This window comes from Nocardia sp. NPDC058519, assembly GCF_042719755.1.
In the GTDB taxonomy this organism is placed as follows: Bacteria; Actinomycetota; Actinomycetes; order Mycobacteriales; family Mycobacteriaceae; genus Nocardia.
Window position 1 is genome coordinate 117,471 of sequence record NZ_JBHXNK010000015.1, and the last position, 20,435, is coordinate 137,905.

Consider the following 20,435-nt stretch of genomic DNA (forward strand, 5'->3'; position numbering starts at 1 on the left):
ACCTTCACACCGATCAGGTGAAGAATGAACTTCGCACCGGGCCTGGCGATTTCATCGGCGTGCGAGGCCCGATCAACCAGTTGTCGCAAGTGTTCGCGACGAAAGTCGTCACGGCGGCGTCGAGGTCCGATGGGGTCGCACCGTCACCAAGATCAGGAGTGCCGTCGGCCGAAACGATTTCGTCGGCGATCTCGGCTTCCGATCGGGAGTCCGCGGCCACCGGTTCGAGGCCGTTGTCGCCGAGTCGCTGTCTCGCGGCCCAGGGTTCGACGACGGTTTGGTGCAGCAGACCGCTGACATCCGCGGCCACCGCGGGCGGCTGGGTCCAGCACGTGGCGTGTTCGTAGAGGATCTGGCCGGGGGCGCGCTCGTGCAGGGTGGCGATGAGGTCGTCGGCGACAGTGCGCAAGTCGTAGGCGACGACGACGGTGTCGGTGGCACCCGGTTCGTACTCTTCGGGGGGCAGGCCGAGCACGCGGGCAGCCGACAGGCCGAGAATACGATCGGCCCGGCCTGGCAACAGAGATACCGAGCGCGGCTGCCGGCTCGCCGCCGACAACACCAGGGCCAGCCGATCGAGGCTGTGGCGGCACAGCTGCGGGTTGTCACCCAGATAGGCCCAGCGGCCGGTCATTCCGGCGTCGAATCCGTACGGCGACAAGGTAGCCAGGTAGCCACCGGTCAAGGTGAACTGCCACCCGCGCAGATCCTGGTGATCCAGTGCGGTCACGGCGCCGGCTCGACCGGCGCGGGCGAGCATGCGCCCCACGCGCTCATAGGCGAATTTCCAGTCGTCGTCCGGCACGGGCAGCCGGGCGAACTCCGCGAGCGCCCGGGGCAGATCCGCGGACAGGATCGAGTTGTAGACCAGCAGATAGCGCTCCGGCCACGGCTGCAGGTCCGATTCGTGCCGGACGAGGACTTCGACAGCTTCGGCGTGCCGGTGTTCGTCTTCGAAGGCGGTGACCAGCTCGGCGAGCGCCTGGCGCGAGGTAGGGGCCAGCTCCAGCGCATGGCTGAGCACCGGGATCGCGGCGAACGAGATGCCGTACTCGACGCATTCGTACCCGAGCACGGTCAGCGCCCGCGGGTCGGCCGGGTCGTCGAGCACCGCACCGGCGGCGGCAGCCAGATCCCCGAACTCCGCCGCGGCGGCCAGCTCGGCCAGCATTGTCGCGAGCTCACGCAGCGGTACTCGCTCGGCGACGAAACGCACGGCACGGACCGACCCGGCCAGATCCCCCTCGGCGAGTAGCTGCCGGGCTTGTTCCAATTCGATAGTCATCGCCCCCATCGTGGGCGAGAAACCTCCGGGCGGCAAATGACAGCTAGGAGAAGACGTAGTCGGTCAGGGGGAAATGACCACTGCGCCAAGCTGATTCGAGGGTGGAGTTGGGGCGTAGGGGCACATCGCCGTGTTTGTCGAAGTAGTAGCTGTTGGCGGTGGCGCAGCTTTCGTCCCAGAACACCTGGCCGCCGCGGCGGGCCAGCATCTCGCGGAAGTAGCGGTCGTTGGCTTCCTCGGTGACCTCGATGCGGTCCGCGTCGTGCGTACGGGCATGGTGCAGGCAGCGCAGGATGTGGCGGGTCTGGTTCTCGATCAGGGTGAAGTAGGACGCGCCGTTGTAGCCGTAGGGGCCGATGATGGAGAAGAAGTTCGGGAAGCCGGGGACGCTGACGCCCTCGTAGGCTTGCAGCCGGTTCTCGTCCCACCAGGTCTCCAGATCGCGGCCGTCGATGCCGCGCAGGTCGTAGGTCGGCATATTGCCCGATTCCATGACCTTGAAACCGGTGGCGAGGATCAGCACCTCGGCGGGGTGTTCGGTGCCTTCGGCGGTGCGGATGCCGGTGGCGGTGATCTCGCTGATCGGGTCGGTCTCCAGGGTCACGTTCGAACGATTGAACGTCGACAGATAGTCGTTGGAGAAGCTGGGTCGTTTGCACCCGAGGGCGTATTTCGGGGTGAGCGCGGCCCGGATGGCGGGGTCCTTCACCTGGCGCCGCAGATGGGCAAGGCCCGCGCGTTCGCCGATCGCGGCAGTGGGCAGGGAGCGGTGATAGTGGGCCGCGAGCGGGAAGGTGAACTCGACGTAGGTCTGGCTCACCAGGCGGGTCAGCGTTCGTCCGCCGGGGACCTTCAGTGCCAGGCGGGCAGCGAGGGGCAGCGGCAGGTCGGGGCGGGGCAGGCACCAGATCGGCGTGCGCTGGAACACCGTCAGGTGCTCGACCCGCGAGGCGATCTCCGGGATCACCTGAACCGCGGAGGCGCCGGTGCCGATGATCGCCACGCGCTTTCCCCGCAGGTCCTGGCGGTGATCCCAGCGTGAGGTGTGCATAACTGTCCCCGAGAAGCTCTCGATGCCGGGGATCTCAGGAAGTTTGGGTCTGGTGAGGACACCGGTCGCGCTGATCACGAACCGCGCGGTCAGTTCGGTGCCGTCGGCGGTGTGCAACACCCAGCGGTCGGCACGCTCGTCGAAGTCCGCGCCGATCACGTTGGTACCGAAGCGAATTCGTGGTCGCAGCTCATATTTGTCCACGCACGATTCGGCATAGGCCTTGAGTTCGCGACCGGGCGCGTAGACCCGCGACCAGTCGGTGCGCTGCTCGAAGGAGTACTGGTAGCTGAACGACGGGATATCCACGGCGACACCGGGATAGGTGTTCCAGTGCCACGTGCCACCGACACCGTCGGCCTCGTCGATGATCAGGTAGTCGTCGAACCCGGCCTTGCGCAGCTCGATCGCCACCCCGATCCCGGAGAATCCGGCTCCTACGATGATGATCTCGTGGTCGATTCCGGTGGTGGTCATGCGATCTCCTTCATCAGTTCCGCCGACGGATGCAGGCGGCCGGGCCGAGTGACCGTGCGCACGACATGGCCCGCGTCATCGGCGTAGACGATGCTGTCCACCCGGTGCTCGATGCCGTCGACGGTGCGCACGCCCAGCGGCACCAGCCGCGCGATCGGCCAGGTCACCAGGGTGCAGTGTGGTTGCCGCAGGGTGCGGTAGTAGCTGTTGTGCACCGCGACGCCCGCGGTGTCATCCGGTGTCAGGCGGTGACGCAGCCACGAATCACGCACCTGGACACGGAGATTGATGCGGGCGACGAGCCGGACCAGTCTTTGCGGAGCTCGACGCAGCGTCGTCGCGCCCGACAGCGGTACCCGCGGGAGGACCCAGACCGCCTCGGTCTGGAACACCGTCACCCGCGCGGCCTCGGCGGCGATGCCGGGCAGCAGGCGGGCGGCCGCCGCCCCGCTGCCGATAATCGCGACCCGCTGACCGGTGAATTCGTGCCGGGGCGCGAAAGCCGTCCGGTGCACCTGGGGCCCGGTGAAGGTGTCGGCGAAACGGAGCGTCGTCATTTCGCCACCGGTTCGTAGGTGAGCTCGTCCGACCAGGACGGCCTGCGGCCGAGGACACGGATCGGGAAGCGGTCGATGCAGGCATTGGACACATCGGCCAGCAGCTGGAACGGCTGACGGCGGTGAATGGTGGCCTTCCCGTGCATCTTCACCACGTGGTAGAGCGGGACCCGGCGGATGGCCGGGCTGCGCTCCCCCACATTCTCGTAGCGGCGCACCGCCTGCCACAGCTTCTCCTCGTCGAGGCCCAGCGCGATGATGTTGGTCGACATCCGCGACAGCAGTGGCGCGTACAGCAGCGCGCCGAGCACGAACGACGGGCGCACCGCGAAACCGGTTGTCTCGATGGCGATCCGGCGCAGCGGGCCCGCGCCGAGCTGTTCGAGAACCTGGAAACCGACTGCCAGGTGCCGGGATTCGTCGCTGTTGATGTGCCGGAACACCTCGTGACACACCGGGTCCTCGACCTCGTCGAGCAGGAATTTCACCAGCGCGCCGTCGAGTGCGGTCTCCAGCGAGGGGATCACGGTGCCGAGCACGGGCAGGGTCAGCTGGTCGGCGTAGCGGTCGAGCCAGCTGATCACCAGGCGAATGTTCTTGTTGGGCACCGGCATCGAGGCGCCGTCGGCCAGCATGCCCCAGCGGCGCATCAGCGCGAGTTCGGCGTTGGCGTGCTTCTGTTCCTCGGCGTGGAAGTACCGGTAGATCTCGCGGAGCGGGCCTGGTGGGGCCTGGTGGGTCAGCGCGGCGAAGCCGCGAGCGCCGACATGTTCGATCCACACCAGATCGGCCATGAAGGTGGCCAGCCGTGGGCGCTGTTCGTCGGTGATGGTGTCGGCACCCGGTGCGTCCCAATCGATATCGGCCAGCGCCCACTGCTTGGCGCGAATGGTGGCGAGCATATCGGGATAGGCGAACGTCATTGTTCGATCTCCTTCGGTGTGATGGATCAGCGCACGACCCGCTCCAGCAGTCCTGCCGAACGGGTGTAGGTGGTGGGCAGCCATCGTTTGGCCTGCCAGAGCATCTTGGCCTCGAGCTGCGGCACCACGTAGAGCTCGCCGCGGTCGACCGCGTCGAGGGTGGTGCGGACGATGGCGGCCGGTGCGCGTCCGGTCCAGCGCAGCAGCAGCCCGCCCAGACGCTCGGCGGTGTCGTCCATGGGCGAATCCGCCTGCATGATATTGGTTTTCACGCCGGTCGGGCACAGCACCGTGACGCCGACGCCGGTGCCTGCCAGCTCGGCCGACATCGTCTCCGACAGCGCGAGCACACCCGCCTTGCTGACGTTGTAGGCAGCCATCCGGGGTGCCGCGCCGAACGCGGCCGCCGAGGCGACGTTCACCAGCGATCCACGCCCCGCCGCGCGCAGGATCGGCGCGAAGACGTGGCAGCCGTGGATGACGCCCCAGAGATTGACACCGAGCGTGCGCTGCCAATCATCGAGGGCGAACTCGCCGACCACCGGTCCGCCCGCCCCGATACCGGCGTTGTTGACGACCACGGTGGGCGGGCCGCCGAACCAGTCCTGCGCGGTCGCGGCCAACCGCGTGACCTCATCGATCGCGGTGACATCGCAGCGGGTACCGATCGCTTTGCCGCCCGCCGCCTCGACGAGTTCGGCGGTATCGGCCGCACGGTCGGAATCGATGTCGGAGCACACGACACGGCCGCCGCGGCGACCCAATTCGACGGCGAACGCGCGTCCGATGCCGCTACCCGCGCCGGTCACCACCGCATCGGCGTTCGTGGTCCGGCGATGACCGCCGAAGGGGAACAATCGCATGGCAACTCCCGGTTCTACCCGGCGGGGCCTTAACTGGTGGCATCTGCCACCATTGGCCGCACCTGACACCAATTAGGCGCGCGGAGGAGTACTTTGTCAACCATGGATGTGCGCGCACCGGCTCGGACCTGGGGCGGGCGGACCGCCGACGAGCGCAGGGCGCAGCGGCGGGTCGGCCTGGTCGAGGCCGCCCTCGATATCTGGCTCGACAACGGCTGGGCCGCGGTGACCATGCGCGGTGTCTGCCAGCGGGCCTCGCTCAACGACCGCTACTTCTACGAGCACTTCGCCGACCGCGACGAACTGCTCGCCGCGGTCTGGGACGAGGTGTGCACCGAGGTGTTCGCCGAGCTGGCGAGCGTTGTCGCCGAACACGCCGACCGCACACCACTCGAGATCACGCGCGCGGCCATCGCCCGCACTGTCGAGTTGCAGACCGATCTGCGCGGCCGGGCACGGATTCTGCTGGCCGATCACGCGGGCAGCGCCGTGCTCGAACAGCGCCGCAAAACCATGCTCACCGACGCCACCGATCTGCTCATTGCCGCCGCCTGGCCCTATCTGCGCCCCGATATCGACGAAACCGCCATGCGCATGAGCACGCTGGCAGGCATCGGCGGCTTCATCGAACTGCTGTCCGCCTGGCGCACCGGCGTGCTCGACGTGGACGCCGAGCGGATCGTCGAACACACCAGCGCCATCGCTTCGCAACTAGGCGTGATGTTCCTGCCCGCGGAGATCATCGGATAATTCGCACCGCGTCGCGTCGAGCGATCCGACGAGCTGAGGGCTGCTACTTCGCCGACCCATTCAGTGCACGCAGACCGGCGGCCATGAATTCCGGGGTTGCCTCGGCGGCCCGGTCGGCGGCAGAACCGGTGTCGGAGCCCTGGTTGGCGCGGTGGGTGATGCCTTCGCCGATGATGCCCAGTTTGAAGTTGGCCAGGGCGAGGTAGAAGCCCCAGTTGTCCAGGTCGCGCCCCGACGCGGTCGCGTAGGTCTGAGCGAGGGTATCGGGGCCCGGCAGGCGGGAGCTGGTCCACGCAGCGTGGGTGCCGAGGATCAGGTCGAATATCGGCGCCCGGTAGACGCACATCAGGGCGACGTCGGTGAGTGGGTCGCCGAGCGTCGACAGTTCCCAATCGACCACGGCACGAACGATTTTCGGGTCAGCGCTGTCGAGGATCGTGTTGTCGATACGGAAATCCCCGTGCACGATCGAGGCCGACGATTCCCGCGGGATCGCGGCGGTCAGCGCGGCGTGCAGGGTTGCCACGTCGGGAAGTTCGCGGGTTTTGACCCGCTCCCACTGCGATGCCCAGAGGTTCACCTGCCGGGTGACGAAACCGTCCGGCCGACCGAATGTTTCGAGGCCGACAGCCGCCGGGTCGATCGCGTGCAGCTCGGCGAGGACGCGAACCAGCTCGAGCGCACTGGAACTCACCTGATCATCGGTGAGCGCCGCCAGCTCGTCCTGATCTCGAAACACCGTCCCGTCGACGAACTCGACGACAGTCATCGGCGCGCCGAGCGCGGATCCGGTCGCGTCGAAGGCGATCGTCTTCGCCACGGGCACAGCGGATTTCCGCAGCGCGCTGGTGACGGTGTATTCGCGCCCCATGTCGTGCGCGGACGGGGTGAGTCCAGCGACCGGTGGGCGGCGCACCACCCAGCGCGACACGTCGTCGGCGGCGGCGAACGTCAGATTGGACCGGCCACCACTGATCAGTTCGACACGCAGCTCCCCGCGCACCTCGACGCCGTGGGCGCGCAGGAACTGTTCCAGTGCGGCGATGTCCATGCCCGGCAGCGTCATTCGGAGTCCCGTTTCGCACGCTTGGCCGCGCTCACCGCGCGTTTGGCGATGGCCCAGCGATGCACCTCGGAGGGGCCGTCGTAGATACGGAACGGACGCACCTCCCGGGACAGGCGGGCGAGCGGCAGATCGGCGGAGACACCCAGACCGCCACACATCTGCATACTGCGGTCGACGATGCGGAAAATCGCTTCGGCGGCATAGGTTTTCGCGATGGAGGTCGCGTTCGCGGCGGGTTCACCACGGTCGAGCTCCCAGCACGCGCGGGTCAGCAGCGCGCGGGTGGCGGCGATGTCGATCTCGTTGTCGGCGATCATCTTCTGAACCATGCCGAGGTCGCCGAGCCGCGAGCCGAAGCCCGCACGCTGCGCCACGTGCGCGACCGCGACGTCATGGCCGCGGCGGGCGGCACCGAGCCAGCGCATCACATGGGTCATGCGGGCGGGGCCGAGTCGCACCTGGGCGTATTCGAAACCGCGGTCGACCTCGCCGAGTACCGCCGACTCCGAGACCAGCAGGTCGTCGAAGAAGACCTCACAGTGGCCACCGATCATCGACTTGTCGAGGGTGTCGAGATGGCGGCCGACGCGGATACCGGGACTGTCGGCGGGGGCCAGAAACATCGTGGCGCCGCCGCGTTGGCCCGGCTCACCCGAGGTACGAGCCATGATGATGAAGAAGCCCGCACCGTCGGCGCCGGTGATGAACCATTTGTGGCCGCTGATGCGCCAGCCGCCGTCGGCGCGGACCGCACGGGTGCTCAGCGCGGAGGGGTCCGAACCTGCGCCGGGGGCCGGTTCGGTCATGGCGAAGGCCGAACGCACCTCGCCGCGGGCGAGCGGAGCGAGGAACTGCTGTTTCTGCTCCGGGTCGGCGATATGGGCGAGCATGTGGACGTTGCCCTCGTCAGGAGCGGCGATATTGAGGGCCGTGGGGCCGAACAGCGAATAGCCCGCCTCCTCGAACACCGGCGCGCGGTTCGACATGTCGAGGCCGTGGCCGCCGTATTCGATCGGCGCGTGCGGGGCGAAGACGCCGGCGTCGCGAGCGGCCTGCTGGAGTTCCACGCGCAGTTTCTCACCGCCGGCCGCGGCGATGTCGCCGTCGTGCGCGTCTTCGACCGGGATCACCCGTTCGCGGATGAAGGCGCGGGTGCGGTCGGCCAAGCTCTGCACCTCGGACGGGTAGGACAGGTCGATCGGCACGGGTCCGCTCCTCGGCTCGGTCGCCGAACGATCGCTCGGCAATACACTGCAACGACAGTGGCATGCGTGGATCAGCACTGTCAACAGGCCTGGTCACTGCGATAAGATTGTTCAGCTATCCTGAACACTGTGGAGTCGACGGCAGCCGAACAGCATGCGGTGGGTGCACGGGTACGCCTGGCAAGGACCACGGCGGGGTTGTCACTGCGGGCGACCGCCCAGCGGATCGGCGTCAGCCCGGCCACGCTGAGCGCCATCGAGACCGGCAAGACCGGCGCCTCGGTTGCGCGTCTGCGATCCCTCGCTGCCGAGTTGGGCACGACGGTGCCCTGGTTGATCGGGGACCAGCGCACCGATGCCGCGCCTGCCGCCGAGTCCCACTCACGCCTACCTCGGCCCGCCGCGCCCCGCCTGCGCGACGGAGCCGACGAACCCGGCCCCTCTGGCGCAGCGGATTCCTGGCGTGCGTTCCCGCCACTGGATATCGACCCGGTGCTCGCCGCCGCCATCGACTCCTTCGTCGAGACCGGCTACCACGGCGCCACGATGCGCTCGATCGCGGCGCGGGCAGGCATGAGCGTGCCCGGCGTCTACCACCACTACCGCGACAAACAGGACCTGCTGGTCCGCGCACTCGACCTGACCATGGACGAACTGCACCGGCGGGTGCGTGCGGCACGCCTCGACGGCGCGAACGGCCGCGAACGCGTGACCTGCGTCGTCGAGGCGCTGGCCCTGTTCCACACGCACCACCGCGAACTCGCCTTCATCGGCGCCAGCGAGATGCGCAGCCTGAACCCGGCAGACCGCGATCGAATCACGGCTTCCCGCAACGAGATCCAGTACCTTCTCGATGCCGAGATCGATGCCGCGCTCGCCGAGGCAGGCAGGTCGACCGCCCATGCGCGCGACGCGGGGCGTGCCATCGCGACAATGTGTACCGCACTCCCCCAATGGTTCCGGCTCGACGGCCCGTCCTCCCCCGAACAGATCGCCACCGCCTACGCGGATTTCGCCCTCGGACTGCTGGGCTTGGCGGTCGAACATCCACAAGAATGACCGCGCGCCGAGGTGAGACACAGCCGGTGCGCTAGCGCCGATAGATCAACGGCTGGACCACCCACAGCCCGAGAAATAGCACGGCCGCGACAATTCCCGCGATGACACCGGCGACGGTGCCGACGACCATATCGAAGATCAGCACGGCCATACCCGTCAACGCGACGCCGAGCAGCGCGATTCCGAGGAGTGCCAGGCGGTGGGCACCGATCACGAGCACGTCGAGTCGATGCCGGCGGAACAGCAGACGATGAATGGCCACGGGGGCGACCAGCAGGGCGGTCGCGGCGATGGCGGCGGAAACCACCACGAGATAGACGACGCGCAAGGGGGTGCTCAGGGTGTCGAACCTCGATTGGAACGGCAATGTCAGCAGGAAACCGGTCAGTACCTGTACACCGGTCTGCAGGACGCGCAATTCCTGCAGGAGCGAGGACCAGTTCCGATCGAGGCGCTGGGTCGCGTTCTCGCCGCGCTCCCGCTCGTTCCACGCGGCGTCGTATCCGTCCATCGCCGCTCCTCGCGACCGCGAAACAACTTCCGATTTCCTGCCATTTTACTGCGCATATGTCATAACTCAGCCGACCGATCGCGAGCAGAAAGACCAGCGGCGCGCAGGAGACACTCCCGCGCGCCGCTGATGACCGAAGGTCAGTTCACCGCGTATGGATACACGTCGGAGCGACCCTGGAACGACAGGATCCGCGGGTTCTGCACCCGACCGTCGCGAATCTCGATCGCACGACGAATCGTTTCGCTGTCATCCCACGCTTCGGGGCCGCCGAGCACGACGGGCAGGTACTCGAGCAGAGCTTCGGAGTTCTCCCACGTCGCCGAGTTCCAGAGGAACGAGGGGCTGTGGTCGACACCGTAGTAGTGCAGATCGTCACCGACGGTGAACATCGGATCGGCGAACGAGGTCGGGCGCGAGAACTCGAAGCCCATCCCCTCATCACAGGAGACGTCGACGAAAAGTGTTCCGCGCGTGAACAGTTCGAGGTCGTCGTTCATGACGAACGTCAACGGGTCCTCGGTGTCCTGGAACATGCAGTTCACGACCACGTCGTAGTTGGCCAGCATCTTCGCCAGCGGTCCCGGCTCGGGTGCCTCGAGCGCGAGCGTCCGGCCGGGCAGTCCCGGATCACGCTGGAAATGCTGCATCCGCACCGACGCGAACGGCGAGGCCACTGCCGACACACTGCGCTGGGTCAGCACCGTCACATCACTGATCCCCATCGCCGACAGTGCCCGCACCGCACCACGCGCGGTGGCGCCGAAACTGATCACGGCCGCACGCATCCGGCGACCGTAATCACCGGTCACGCCGCGCAATTGTAGGGCGTGCATGACCGAGCAGTAACCGGCCAGTTCGTTGTTCTTGTGGAACACGTGGACGCTGAAAGCACCCGACTTCGTCCAGTGGTTCATCGCCTCCCAGGCGATCAGAGTCAGGTCGCGGTCGACAGCCAGCTGGGTCATTCGCGCGTCCTGAACGCAGTGCGGCCAGCCCCACACGGTTGTGCCGGGGCGCATCTGCGCGAGGTCTTCGGCCAGCGGCTTGGCCAGCAGGAGAACATCGCACTCGGCGAAGAGTTCTTCGCGGGTGCGATGGCCCGCTACGAGCGGGGCGAGGACATCGTCGGGGTAACCGAATCGGTCACCGTAACCATGTTCGAGAAAGATCCGACCGCGCAGTTCGGGATCGATGCGGTCGAGGTGAGCCGGGTGGATGGCCAGCCGGTGTTCGTTTTCCTTGCGAGAGGTCGCGACGACGCCGACGGTCAGGTGTTTCACAGTTGCTTCACCTGGTCAGCCTACTCGTAGGCCTTCAGCACTCCGTTTCGCCGAAATCTGAACGGGGAATGTATCTCACCCCCTGCGTGGGATACATTCCCCGATCGGCTAGCGCCGATGCAGCGACCAGACGGCGACCGCACCCCAGAGGGCCAGGCTCACAGCCGCGGCCATATAGAGGACATAGGCCAGCACGACCAGGACGGACCCGTAATTGCCCACCCAATCGCCGAGGCGCAGCAGACCGGCCACGCCGAGGCCGAGCAGGATCAGGCCGAGGACAAGCCCCGGTGTCGCCAGTGGGGCGATGGGCGATTCGGTGGCCGAGGTCGCGGCGACGCGGCGACTTCGCCCGGTAACTGTCAGGTTGCTGTTCGGTTCGAAGTAGATGCTGCTCATAACAACGAGGTCCCTTCCTGACAGTCGCCCCGACACCGCCGATAAGTGATCCGTACTGGATCTTTCGACGACCGTCGCGCCGCGGCGCACGCGCGGGGCGTTCGTGACCGCGAATCAGCGTCGACCCGGTGGATGATCACGAATGGTTAACGTTCAGCAATTACGAGCTTGCCAGCTACGCCGGTCAGAGAAAAGATGGTGTGATCTGCATCACATAGAACATCTGTGCGACACGGATGGATAACGCGCGTTACATTTCAAGGAAACACGGGTCGGAACTGGCGAAACCCCAAGACAACTGGACGTTTGCCCATGAAACCGACACGCGTGTCATTTATCGAACCGTTACGGCCCTGACGTGGGAAAACGTGGCCAGAAGCACCTCGCGATCCAGTTGGTACCTCCGTGAGCTGTCGACACGGCACCGTGACGGAATCCGTTCAGCGAACCCCGCTCACACCCGAAACCCCTACGCCCCGAACCGCTTCGGTGTCAACGACGCGCAGAAACCGTGCCGTGACACGGGCGTTCTTGCTGGCGACCAACGACAACACCGCCGTGATCCACGCCGACGTGCGCGATTCCGAGGCGATCAGGGCCGATCCGGAGGTCGCCCGGCTGATCGATTTCGACAAGCCGATTGGGATCGTCTTCAGCGCGAACGCTGGCAGCACGTGAACGAGGATTCCGCACACGTCGGCGCACCCGATCGGGACCTGTCGGTCTGGGAGGAACTGATCGTCGCGGCGATCGCCGAAAAGCGGTAGGACGGGGATCGTCGCGCAGGAAACATTCCGGCCGCGACATCCGGCGTTCGATGTGGGGATCGCGCCACGTTCGGCTACTGTCCTTCTAGTTTTCGATGCTGCTGGATCGTTCGTGTCGCTTCGCCGAAGTCGCGTGCCGCGTGAGATCCACGCCTCGTGCTTTCGGCGACCCTCTCAGACGAAGGACGCCGGTCACCATGCCCGCACCCGTTATCCTCCACGGCCGCATCGCACGGCTGGAACCTCTTGCACCCCATCACGTTCCCGGACTGGTCGCTGCCGCCGCCGCGCTCGACGGACCGGCCGGGTTCACCATCGTCCCGCACGGCGAACAGGAGGCGCGCACCTATGTATTCCAGGCCGAGGCGGCGCAGCTGGCAGGCACGGCGCTGGCCTTCGCGATCGTCGCCGTCGCCGACGAGAGTGTGGTCGGGGCGACCCGATTCACCCGGCTCGACTACTGGCAGGGGCCGCTGACCTGGCCGTTGTCCGCCGAACCCGTCACCGCGTTGCCCGGCGGGGCGATCCCCGACGCCGTGGAGATCGGCAACACCTGGCTCACCCCCGCGGCGCGGGGCGGTCAGGTGAATCTCGACGCCAAGCTGTCGCTACTGTCACACGCCTTCGAGAGCTGGGGTGTGCGGCGGGTGACCTTGCGCGCCGATGCCCGCAACCTGCGCTCCCGGGCGGCGATCGAACGCCTCGGCGCGGTGAGTGACGGTGTGCGGCGAGCGCATTCGCGTGGGCTCGACGGCGCGGTACGAGACACCGCGTTCTATTCGATCCTGCACGACGAATGGCCGGGAGTGCGCGGTCGGATCATCGAGCAACTGGCCGCGCGCGCGTTGCGGCGGGCGCCGTTGATCCCGGCGACCGTCGAACCGTTGCGGGCCATGGCCGCACCGATCGGCTGACCAGGCGCGATCGATCCGGCCGATCGGCGTATCAGCGGCTCGACACAGATTCGACCCGGTCGCTGATCAGCTCGGCCAGCTCGGCCGGGCGCTCCTCGGGTAGCCAGTGGGAGGCGCCATCGATCACGGCGAGGCGGTAGTCGCCGACGACGTGGCGCTCGGTCAATTCGGCGCCACGTCGCGCCAGCGCGGTGTCGCCGGTGCTCCACACATGGGTCACCGGCACCTCGACCGGTGCCGAAACCATGCCGGGCGCCAACGACAGCACCGCGCGATACCAGTTCATTCCGCCGGTGAGCGCACCGCCGTCGACGATCTCGCTGTGTACCCGGGAGATAGCGTCCTGACTCATGCCGGTCTTGGCCAGCAGCCCGTCGAGCAAGGCAGGGCGGGTGCGCAGAACACGTTCCGGCAGCATCGGGATCTGGAACAGCGCCATGTAGTAGGAGAGGGCGAGTTGGTTGCTGGTGAACAGCGAACGCAAGTAGGCCCCAGGATGCGGCACCGATACGGTGACCATCGTGCGGACCAGCTCGGGCCGGGTGGAGGCCATCGACCACGCGACCATCGCGCCCCAGTCGTGCCCGACGAGATGGACAGGTCCCCGGCCGATGGCGTCGACCAGGGCCACCACGTCGCCGACCAGCTCGGACACCCGGTATGCGCGCCTGCCGCGCGGTCGCGCGCCCGGCGAGTACCCACGCTGATCGGGCGCCACGGTGCGGTAGCCGCGGGCGTTGAGCAGGGTAGTGAGTGCTGTCAACGAGGTCGAGGTCTGCGGGAAACCGTGCAACGCGACGATGACCGGGCCATCTATCGGGCCGGAATCGACCACGTCGAACTCGAGCCCGCCCCGGGTGAAAGACATCAACCTTGTACCCAACGAAGCCTCCGATGGACTCGACTGATCTGCAAAATTACGCGGGACTCCGACGTGGCGTCAATGTCGCTGTCACCGACCGGTACCGCCGTGCACCACGGCGACTTCCGCCCCACCGAGGTCGAAAGCCCGGTGCAGAATGCGCACAGCGTCGTCGAGGTCGGTGTCGCGGACCAGCACGGAGATGCGGATCTCCGAGGTGGCGATCAGGTCGAGGTTGATGTTCGCCGCGGCCAGCGCCTCACAGAAGGTGGCCGTGACGCCCGGATTGTTGCGCATGCCCGCGCCGATCAGCGAGACCTTGCCCACGCGATCGTCGTAGCGGACGTCGGCGAAGCCGATATCGGCGCGCCGGTCGCGTAGCAGGGCCACCGCACGCGCGCCGTCGGCGGCGGGCAGGGTGAAGGTGATATCGGTGCGCCCGGTACCGGTGTTCTGCACGACCATGTCGATGCCGATCTCGGCGTCGGCGACCGCGCGGAACACCTTGGCCGCGTAGCCGGGTTCGTCGGGCAGGCCGACCACGGTCACCTTGGCCTCGTTGCGATCGTGCGCGACGCCGGTGAGCACGGCCTGGTCGGCGGGGATATCGGCCATCGAACCGAAGACGGTGGTGCCGATCGTGTCGGTGTAGGACGAGCGCACGTGCACGGGCACCTGGTAGCGGCGCGCGTATTCGACGCAGCGCAGCATGAGAACCTTCGAGCCGCAGGCCGCCATTTCCAGCATTTCCTCGTAGGAGATCTGGTCGAGTTTCTGGGCGTCGGCCACGATGCGCGGGTCGGCGGTGAAGACGCCGTCGACGTCGGTGTAGATCTCGCAGACATCGGCACGCAGTGCCGCGGCCAGCGCGACGGCGGTCGTGTCGGAGCCGCCACGGCCGAGGGTGGTGACATCGTGGTTGTCCTGGCTCACGCCCTGGAACCCGGCGACCAACACCACTTCACCGTCGTCGAGGGCGCGGCGCACCCGGCCCGGGTCGACTTCGATGATCTTGGCGCGGCCGTGGGCGCCGGTGGTGATCACGCCGGCTTGGGAGCCGGTCAACGACCTGGCGTCGGCTCCGAGTGAATGGATTGCCATGGCCACCAAGGCATTCGAGATCCGCTCCCCGGCGGTGAGCAGCATGTCCAGCTCGCGCGGTTCCGGTGCCGAGGCGATCTGCCCCGCCAATTCGAGGAGCTCATCGGTGGTATCGCCCATCGCCGAGCAGACCACCACCACGTCGTGCCCCTGCTTCTTCGTCTCCACGATCCGCTCGGCGACCCGCCGGATCCGCTCCGCGGTGGCTACCGACGAACCGCCGAATTTCTGCACAACCAGGGCCATCTGCGAAGTCCTCTCCCCTGCTCGCCCGCATGCGATCCGCGGGTGACCCCTCCGAGTATCCAGGCAATCCGGGCACGGCCGTACCAATTCGGAAACGAAAACGACTGCCGCCGAATAGTTTCGGACGAGATACTGACGTTCAGGGGGTGGCGCGCGAAGCGCCGGCTCCCGGTTCGGCAGCTCTCGGCGTTAGGCGTATTCCGGTGATCGATCAGCACTTCCGTTCCGCTCGTTCCGCGCTGGAGGTCGCCGTTCTCGGCACCGGCGCGCTTGCCGAAGAGGTGGTGCGGATCTTCCGCCACACCGTCGATGATCTGAGCGAACGCGCCGGGACGCGGTTGGTACTCGGGGCGGCGTCGGGCGCCGATCTACTCGTCGACGCGACCGCGACCACCGCATCGTCGACGACAGTGCTCGCCGCGCTGCGTGCCGGCAGATCGGTGGTCACCGCGAATACGGAACTGATCGCCGAGCACGGGCACCGATTGGCCTCGGCCGCCGAGGAGTACGGGGCGGACCTGTGCTTCGAGGCGGCGGTCGGGAGCGGGGTGCCGGTAGTGCGGCCACTGACCCAATCGCTGTCGGGCGATCGGGTGCGACAAGTGCTCGGGGTCTTCCCCCTCGACGGGGCGAATCCGGTTGCCCAAGCGGCGATCCTGGCGACGATGGCGTTTCACACCAGAGTGGAAGTCGCCGATGTGCACTTCGAGGAGTTCGGTGCGGCCGACCCACACGCCCTCGCCGCCGCGGAAGCGTTGTCACTGCGGCTGCGACAACTCACCGTCTGCACCAGGGTCAGCGAGCAGTCCGGCCCCGAAGACGGTGGCAAGGAACAGATTTCGGTGCGCGTACACCCTGCGCTTATTCCTGCCGGCCACCCACTCGCCCAGGTGGACGCACCGGCGGTGACCGTCGAGGCGGACTGTGCTGGGCAGCTGATGTTCTCGGGCCGTCATGCCCCGAGAGCCACCGCATCGGCGCTGCTCGGCGACCTGGTCACCGCCGCACGCAACCGCGTCAACGGCGGCCGCGCACCCCGCGCCTCCTACTACGCCGAACTCCCCGTCGCGCCGCTCGGCGACACCCCGACCCGCTTCTACCTGAACCTGCACGTCACCGACCACGCCGGCGCCCTGGCTCGGGTCGCATCGACCTTCGCCGACCATGGGGTGAGCATCGAGCGGGTCCGTCAAGAGCACCACAACGACGCCGCCCACCTGATCGTGCTCACCCACCGCGCCAGGGAATCCGCGCTCACCGACACGGTCGACGCGCTCACCGACGCGTCCTGCGTGCGCGCGGTGCGCACGCGATGGCGAGTGGAGGGCGCCGACGGCTAGCCGAGGACCCCCACCAGCGGAGTGCGAATCATCCTTGCTCGGTGGGGACGACGATGAGTTCCGCCACGTTCACCCGCCGTGGGGCCGAGATGGCGAAAGCGATCGTGTCGGCGATGTCCTCGGGGACAAGGACTTCCAGTCCGTCGCGCCATGCGTCGAGCTCAGCGCGCCGGTTGTCGTCGCGCATCCCCGCGCCGAGTTCGGTGCCGACGAAGCCGGGTTCGATGTTCTTGACCCGAACTCCGCGTGGGCCGAACTCGGTTCGCAACGTGCGAGTCAGGTGCGCTACCGCGGCCTTGGTAGCGCAGTAGACACCGTAGTTGGGAAACGCGAGATGGCCGCCGATGGAACCGACGAGCACCAGGTCGGCGCGGCGACCGGCATCCGCGGCGGCGAGCAGGTCATCGATGAAAGCTCTTCCGGTGTAGAGCAATCCGTTGACGTTCGTGCCCACCATTTGGTCCCATTCGTCGATCTCGGCGTGCTCGAACGGCGCGCCGAGCATGACGCCGGCGTTCGCGACGACCAGATCGACCGGACCGAACGCGGCACGCACTTCGGCTGCGGCGTCCAGTACCGACTGCCGAACACTGACATCGGCGGTCACCGCGAGGGTGTTCGCGCCGATATCGTGAGCGAGTTCTGCCAGCCGATCCTTGCGCCGCCCGAGCAGCGCGACCTTCATGCCGTCAGCCGACAGTCGCCGCGTGGTGGCGGCACCGATGCCACTGGATGCTCCGGTGACGACGGCGACCCGGCTTTCGATGTTGTTGTTTGTCATGGCCACCACGTTCGTCTCGGCCGTCGTCGGGTGCCAGGTCGGAAACCTCCTGGTAGTGGGAGGGCCACCCAGCAGCGGCGGGGTCGGCATACCCTCGAAGACATGGATTCCGACAATCGTCTCGGGGCGTTCCTACGGGCCCGACGCCAGCAGGTCAGCCCCGAAGAGTTCGGGATGGCAGGCGGCGGTCAGCGCAGGGTGGCCGGGCTGCGCCGCGAAGAAGTCGCCATGCTGGCCGGGATGAGCGCCGACTATTACATCCGGCTCGAACAAGGCCGCGATAAGCATCCGTCCGATCAGATCGTGGCGGCGTTGGCCCGGGTGTTCTCGCTCGACGACGACGGCACCGCGCATCTGCGGGAGTTGGCGCGCCCGGCGCCGCGGCGCACACGGGCACCGCGACGACCGGAACGGGTAACGCCGAGCCTGCTACGCCTGATGCGCACCTGGTCGGACACTCCGGCGCTGGTCTACGGCCGGTACATGGATGTCCTGGCCGCGACTCCGCTGGCCATCGCGCTGAATTCCTGTTCGGCGCCGGGAGTCAACCAGGTCAGAATGGTGTTCCTGGATCCCGAGGCGCGCAACGTTTTTCCGGATTGGCCGGCGATCGCCGCGGAGACCGTGGCCGGTTTACGGGTCAGCGCAGGCACCGATCTCGACGACCCGCGCCTGACAGAACTGGTCGGCGAGTTGTCATTGAAGAGCGAAGACTTCCGCCGTCTCTGGGCCAAGCACGAAGTCCGCGCGAAAACAGCCGGGGAGAAGCGCTTCATCCATCCGCTGGTGGGCGAGATCGCCATGTCCTACGAGACGTTCACGGTGAACGGCGCGCCGGGGCAGACGCTCGTCGTCTATCACGCCGAGCCTGCCTCCGATGCCGAGCAGTCACTGGCTCTGCTCGGCAGCATGCCCGCCGTCGATGCTCCCATGAGCTCATCGACCCCTCGGCGATGAGCACCTCGACTACAGGCTGAACGCGACCGCCCGCAGGATCAGGACGGCGATGAACACCGCGGTGAAGGCCAGGTCGAGGGAGAAGTCGCCGATGCGGATCGGCTTCAGCACCTTGCGTACCGGCGCGATCACCGGTTCGGTCGCGGCGTGGGTCACCTCCCGTGCCTTGCGCGCCCACTGCGGACCGTTGCCGAGCGCGTCGATCCAGTCCACTACCAACCGGGCGATCAGCAGCAGCAAGAACACGGTCAACACGTAGCCGACCAGGGTTCCGATAAGACTCATGACGCACTCCCTCGCGGAGGCCACAGAGGACCTCTTACCGCTATCAACGTGCCCGACATTGCCAAGGTGTCCACCACCCGGTAGTTCTCAGTCGATTATCAGGCCTGCGGCCGAATTTCGACGTGATCGCGGGCGCGGCGTGGTGGCACCTGAAGGCAATGGCGAGCGGCGTCGACTACTCGCCGTGGCGGGCGTCCGTCGGCTCGTAGCGGCGGGTGAAGTCGAGAATGCGGGCGGTCACCGGCTTCGGGATCTCGTGGAAGAGGCCGTGCCCGGCCCCGCGGAAGATCTCGACTTCGCAGGTGGGGACGTTGTCGCGCAGGCGCTGTTCAGCGAGTTGCGAGTCGACCACCAACGACTCCGACCCGAGCAGTACCAGCGTCGGCATGGTGATCGTGGCCAGCCGCTCGTCGGTGAACATCTTCGGGTAGCCGATCGAGGGGGCATACCCCAGCGCTGCCCTCACCCCGTCGAATTCCGCGTCGGTCAATGTGACGCCGGGGTTGAGCCGTGCGTTCATCGCACGCAGGTTCTTGTCGGTGGGCCGGGCACCGACCCGGATCATCGTCCACAGCAGGCTCCACTTGATCTTCGTCAGCGTGCCGCCCGGCTCGAGCACGGTCAGGCTCGCCAGCCGACGCTGCGTAGTGGTGGCGATCGCCATCGCCTGCCATCCGCCCTGCGAGTAACCGACCAGATGGACCTGGTCGACGCCGAGCCCGTCGAGAACCTCGCCGAGCCAGGTACCGAAGCCGTTTTCGTCGATCGGTGCGGTCTGCACGCTCAGGCCGGGAGCGCCGATCATTTCGGGCATGTAGACGACGCGGTCACGAGCGAAATCCTCGATGACGTGGTTCCAGGACAGGCTGTTGGCGCCGAGTGAGTGCATGAGCACGATCGGGACACCATCTCCCGCACCAGATTTGCGGACACGAGTGGAACCGAAAGAAGTGGAGACCTCGAGCAGGGTCGACGGCACCGTCCACTGTTTCTCCAGTTCCTGGTAGGTCCGCAGGTACTCCTCGCGCGCCTTGTCGTTCTTGAACCGTCCGATCTTGGCCATGACCACCCCTGTTTCTCGTTGGTGATATCACCGTACCATAAAGGTGGTATGGGCGTACCATGAAAATCTCCCGGGACAGAAGGAGGCGACGTGCCACGTTTGGCCGATCACGAAGAACGGCGCAGATCGATCACCAGCGCTGCGCGGCGGGTCATCGTCCGGGGCGGGCTCGAAGCCGCGACCTTCCAGTCCGTCGCCGCCGAAGCGGAGGTCTCGGTGCGGTCGGTGCAGTACTACTTCGGCACCAAACGGGAGTTCCTGCTCGCCACACACCGCGCGGTCGTCGAAGACTCCGGTGCCCGGATGGCAAAGGGGTTCGCGACCCTCGGACCGGACGCCGGTCCGCGCGAGATCGTCCGCACGATCCTGATCTCGGTCCTGCCCCTCGACGAACCCAGTCGGTGCGACGCCGTGATTCTCGGCATCTTCCACGCCGCGACGCTCACCGGTCCCGATGTCGCATCGGTCGACACCGCGGGAGCACCGAACTACATCGTCGACGCGGTCGCGGGACAACTACGGCAGCTGCGTGGCCCCGACGCCGACGAGAAGACACTCATCGCCGATGCCGAGGTGGCCCTGCTCGCGGTCGGTGGGCTGGCACAGGGAATGCTCACCAACGACGACTATGCCTCGCGCGCAACACAATTGGTCGACCATCTGCTGGACCGAGTGCTCGTCGACTGAAAA

22 protein-coding genes are annotated in these 20,435 nt (G+C 67.0%); 7 read left to right on the plus strand and 15 right to left on the minus strand.

What is annotated here, in order from left to right; genetic code table 11:
• Nucleotides 1-13 precede the first annotated feature (13 nt).
• From ACFWPK_RS18420 to ACFWPK_RS18440, 5 genes are read right to left on the minus strand one after another with little or no spacing between them, the layout of a single operon-like run.
• Nucleotides 14-1,285, minus strand: coding sequence for a hypothetical protein (locus tag ACFWPK_RS18420; protein ID WP_378917252.1), 1,272 nt, complete (start codon nucleotides 1,283-1,285; stop codon nucleotides 14-16).
• Nucleotides 1,286-1,328: 43 nt separating this feature from the next.
• On the minus strand, nucleotides 1,329-2,813 hold the full coding sequence (locus ACFWPK_RS18425; protein ID WP_378917254.1) for a flavin-containing monooxygenase: 1,485 nt from the start codon (nucleotides 2,811-2,813) through the stop codon (nucleotides 1,329-1,331).
• Complete coding sequence (locus ACFWPK_RS18430; RefSeq protein WP_378917256.1) at nucleotides 2,810-3,370, minus strand: NAD(P)/FAD-dependent oxidoreductase; 561 nt, start codon at nucleotides 3,368-3,370, stop codon at nucleotides 2,810-2,812. The genes ACFWPK_RS18425 and ACFWPK_RS18430 overlap by 4 nt, the downstream gene beginning before the upstream one ends.
• Complete coding sequence (locus tag ACFWPK_RS18435; RefSeq protein ID WP_378917258.1) at nucleotides 3,367-4,293, minus strand: ferritin-like domain-containing protein; 927 nt, start codon at nucleotides 4,291-4,293, stop codon at nucleotides 3,367-3,369. The genes ACFWPK_RS18430 and ACFWPK_RS18435 overlap by 4 nt, the downstream gene beginning before the upstream one ends.
• A 26-nt stretch (nucleotides 4,294-4,319) precedes the next feature.
• Nucleotides 4,320-5,156 (minus strand): SDR family NAD(P)-dependent oxidoreductase, encoded by an 837-nt coding sequence (locus ACFWPK_RS18440; RefSeq protein WP_378917260.1) that lies wholly within the window; start codon nucleotides 5,154-5,156, stop codon nucleotides 4,320-4,322.
• A gap of 108 nt (nucleotides 5,157-5,264) precedes the next feature.
• Between ACFWPK_RS18440 and ACFWPK_RS18445 the strand changes: the two genes are divergently transcribed.
• Complete coding sequence (locus ACFWPK_RS18445; protein WP_378917324.1) at nucleotides 5,265-5,906, plus strand: TetR/AcrR family transcriptional regulator; 642 nt, start codon at nucleotides 5,265-5,267, stop codon at nucleotides 5,904-5,906.
• Between the two features lie 43 nt (nucleotides 5,907-5,949).
• Here the strand turns inward: ACFWPK_RS18445 and ACFWPK_RS18450 are convergent, their stop codons facing one another.
• Together ACFWPK_RS18450 and ACFWPK_RS18455 are read right to left on the minus strand one after the other, a co-directional pair.
• Nucleotides 5,950-6,957, minus strand: coding sequence for a phosphotransferase family protein (locus ACFWPK_RS18450; RefSeq protein WP_378917262.1), 1,008 nt, complete (start codon nucleotides 6,955-6,957; stop codon nucleotides 5,950-5,952).
• A gap of 11 nt (nucleotides 6,958-6,968) precedes the next feature.
• On the minus strand, nucleotides 6,969-8,177 hold the full coding sequence (locus ACFWPK_RS18455) for an acyl-CoA dehydrogenase family protein (RefSeq protein WP_378917263.1): 1,209 nt from the start codon (nucleotides 8,175-8,177) through the stop codon (nucleotides 6,969-6,971).
• 129 nt (nucleotides 8,178-8,306) lie between these two features.
• On the opposite strand from ACFWPK_RS18455, the gene ACFWPK_RS18460 reads away from it, so the two are divergent.
• On the plus strand, nucleotides 8,307-9,236 hold the full coding sequence (locus tag ACFWPK_RS18460; protein ID WP_378917264.1) for a TetR family transcriptional regulator: 930 nt from the start codon (nucleotides 8,307-8,309) through the stop codon (nucleotides 9,234-9,236).
• Between the two features lie 31 nt (nucleotides 9,237-9,267).
• Here ACFWPK_RS18460 and ACFWPK_RS18465 read toward each other — a convergent pair whose 3' ends face one another.
• The 3 genes from ACFWPK_RS18465 to ACFWPK_RS18475 all read right to left on the minus strand — a co-directional run bounded on the left by ACFWPK_RS18465 (nucleotide 9,268) and on the right by ACFWPK_RS18475 (nucleotide 11,429).
• A complete protein-coding gene (locus ACFWPK_RS18465) occupies nucleotides 9,268-9,747 on the minus strand; it encodes a DUF6328 family protein (protein ID WP_378917266.1) in 480 nt (159 codons plus the stop codon).
• Between the two features lie 140 nt (nucleotides 9,748-9,887).
• Nucleotides 9,888-11,030, minus strand: a complete 1,143-nt coding sequence (locus ACFWPK_RS18470) for a N(5)-(carboxyethyl)ornithine synthase (RefSeq protein ID WP_378917268.1) — start codon at nucleotides 11,028-11,030, stop codon at nucleotides 9,888-9,890.
• Nucleotides 11,031-11,138: 108 nt separating this feature from the next.
• On the minus strand, nucleotides 11,139-11,429 hold the full coding sequence (locus tag ACFWPK_RS18475; RefSeq protein WP_378917270.1) for a hypothetical protein: 291 nt from the start codon (nucleotides 11,427-11,429) through the stop codon (nucleotides 11,139-11,141).
• 516 nt (nucleotides 11,430-11,945) lie between these two features.
• Here ACFWPK_RS18475 and ACFWPK_RS18480 point away from each other — a divergent pair.
• Nucleotides 11,946-12,107, plus strand: coding sequence for an SAM-dependent methyltransferase (locus ACFWPK_RS18480; protein ID WP_378917271.1), 162 nt, complete (start codon nucleotides 11,946-11,948; stop codon nucleotides 12,105-12,107).
• Nucleotides 12,108-12,393: 286 nt separating this feature from the next.
• Nucleotides 12,394-13,110, plus strand: coding sequence for a GNAT family N-acetyltransferase (locus tag ACFWPK_RS18485; RefSeq protein WP_378917273.1), 717 nt, complete (start codon nucleotides 12,394-12,396; stop codon nucleotides 13,108-13,110).
• A 31-nt stretch (nucleotides 13,111-13,141) separates the two neighbouring features.
• Here the strand turns inward: ACFWPK_RS18485 and ACFWPK_RS18490 are convergent, their stop codons facing one another.
• Together ACFWPK_RS18490 and ACFWPK_RS18495 are read right to left on the minus strand one after the other, a co-directional pair.
• On the minus strand, nucleotides 13,142-13,978 hold the full coding sequence (locus ACFWPK_RS18490; RefSeq protein WP_378917275.1) for an alpha/beta fold hydrolase: 837 nt from the start codon (nucleotides 13,976-13,978) through the stop codon (nucleotides 13,142-13,144).
• An 84-nt stretch (nucleotides 13,979-14,062) separates the two neighbouring features.
• Entirely contained in the window at nucleotides 14,063-15,319 is a 1,257-nt protein-coding gene (locus ACFWPK_RS18495; RefSeq protein ID WP_378917277.1) for an aspartate kinase, read from the minus strand.
• 206 nt (nucleotides 15,320-15,525) lie between these two features.
• Between ACFWPK_RS18495 and ACFWPK_RS18500 the strand changes: the two genes are divergently transcribed.
• Nucleotides 15,526-16,659 carry an ACT domain-containing protein gene (locus ACFWPK_RS18500; RefSeq protein WP_378917326.1) on the plus strand — a complete coding sequence of 378 codons (1,134 nt, stop codon included), beginning with the start codon at nucleotides 15,526-15,528 and terminating at the stop codon, nucleotides 16,657-16,659.
• A 28-nt stretch (nucleotides 16,660-16,687) separates the two neighbouring features.
• Here the strand turns inward: ACFWPK_RS18500 and ACFWPK_RS18505 are convergent, their stop codons facing one another.
• Entirely contained in the window at nucleotides 16,688-17,440 is a 753-nt protein-coding gene (locus ACFWPK_RS18505) for an SDR family oxidoreductase (protein ID WP_378917279.1), read from the minus strand.
• A gap of 102 nt (nucleotides 17,441-17,542) precedes the next feature.
• Here ACFWPK_RS18505 and ACFWPK_RS18510 point away from each other — a divergent pair, with 102 nt between their 5' ends.
• Nucleotides 17,543-18,397, plus strand: a complete 855-nt coding sequence (locus tag ACFWPK_RS18510) for a helix-turn-helix transcriptional regulator (RefSeq protein ID WP_378917281.1) — start codon at nucleotides 17,543-17,545, stop codon at nucleotides 18,395-18,397.
• A 9-nt stretch (nucleotides 18,398-18,406) separates the two neighbouring features.
• Here the strand turns inward: ACFWPK_RS18510 and ACFWPK_RS18515 are convergent, their stop codons facing one another.
• Together ACFWPK_RS18515 and ACFWPK_RS18520 are read right to left on the minus strand one after the other, a co-directional pair.
• Nucleotides 18,407-18,682 carry a YggT family protein gene (locus ACFWPK_RS18515; protein ID WP_378917283.1) on the minus strand — a complete coding sequence of 92 codons (276 nt, stop codon included), beginning with the start codon at nucleotides 18,680-18,682 and terminating at the stop codon, nucleotides 18,407-18,409.
• A 175-nt stretch (nucleotides 18,683-18,857) separates the two neighbouring features.
• Nucleotides 18,858-19,745, minus strand: a complete 888-nt coding sequence (locus ACFWPK_RS18520; protein ID WP_378917285.1) for an alpha/beta fold hydrolase — start codon at nucleotides 19,743-19,745, stop codon at nucleotides 18,858-18,860.
• Between the two features lie 90 nt (nucleotides 19,746-19,835).
• Between ACFWPK_RS18520 and ACFWPK_RS18525 the strand changes: the two genes are divergently transcribed.
• A complete protein-coding gene (locus ACFWPK_RS18525) occupies nucleotides 19,836-20,432 on the plus strand; it encodes a TetR/AcrR family transcriptional regulator (RefSeq protein WP_378917287.1) in 597 nt (198 codons plus the stop codon).
• The last annotated feature ends 3 nt before the right edge of the window (nucleotides 20,433-20,435 follow it).

Bases quoted from the DNA above. Each gene is read 5' to 3' on its own strand.
- ACFWPK_RS18485 (WP_378917273.1), top strand. From the start codon at position 12,394: ATGCCCGCACCCGTTATCCTCCACGGCCGCATCGCACGGCTGGAACCT.
- ACFWPK_RS18475 (WP_378917270.1), bottom strand. From the start codon at position 11,429: ATGAGCAGCATCTACTTCGAACCGAACAGCAACCTGACAGTTACCGGG.
- ACFWPK_RS18420 (WP_378917252.1), bottom strand. From the start codon at position 1,285: ATGACTATCGAATTGGAACAAGCCCGGCAGCTACTCGCCGAGGGGGAT.
- ACFWPK_RS18490 (WP_378917275.1), bottom strand. From the start codon at position 13,978: ATGTCTTTCACCCGGGGCGGGCTCGAGTTCGACGTGGTCGATTCCGGC.
- ACFWPK_RS18450 (WP_378917262.1), bottom strand. From the start codon at position 6,957: ATGGACATCGCCGCACTGGAACAGTTCCTGCGCGCCCACGGCGTCGAG.
- ACFWPK_RS18515 (WP_378917283.1), bottom strand. From the start codon at position 18,682: ATGAGTCTTATCGGAACCCTGGTCGGCTACGTGTTGACCGTGTTCTTG.
- ACFWPK_RS18505 (WP_378917279.1), bottom strand. From the start codon at position 17,440: ATGACAAACAACAACATCGAAAGCCGGGTCGCCGTCGTCACCGGAGCA.
- ACFWPK_RS18510 (WP_378917281.1), top strand. From the start codon at position 17,543: ATGGATTCCGACAATCGTCTCGGGGCGTTCCTACGGGCCCGACGCCAG.
- ACFWPK_RS18430 (WP_378917256.1), bottom strand. From the start codon at position 3,370: ATGACGACGCTCCGTTTCGCCGACACCTTCACCGGGCCCCAGGTGCAC.
- ACFWPK_RS18425 (WP_378917254.1), bottom strand. From the start codon at position 2,813: ATGACCACCACCGGAATCGACCACGAGATCATCATCGTAGGAGCCGGA.
- ACFWPK_RS18520 (WP_378917285.1), bottom strand. From the start codon at position 19,745: ATGGCCAAGATCGGACGGTTCAAGAACGACAAGGCGCGCGAGGAGTAC.
- ACFWPK_RS18440 (WP_378917260.1), bottom strand. From the start codon at position 5,156: ATGCGATTGTTCCCCTTCGGCGGTCATCGCCGGACCACGAACGCCGAT.
- ACFWPK_RS18465 (WP_378917266.1), bottom strand. From the start codon at position 9,747: ATGGACGGATACGACGCCGCGTGGAACGAGCGGGAGCGCGGCGAGAAC.
- ACFWPK_RS18435 (WP_378917258.1), bottom strand. From the start codon at position 4,293: ATGACGTTCGCCTATCCCGATATGCTCGCCACCATTCGCGCCAAGCAG.
- ACFWPK_RS18495 (WP_378917277.1), bottom strand. From the start codon at position 15,319: ATGGCCCTGGTTGTGCAGAAATTCGGCGGTTCGTCGGTAGCCACCGCG.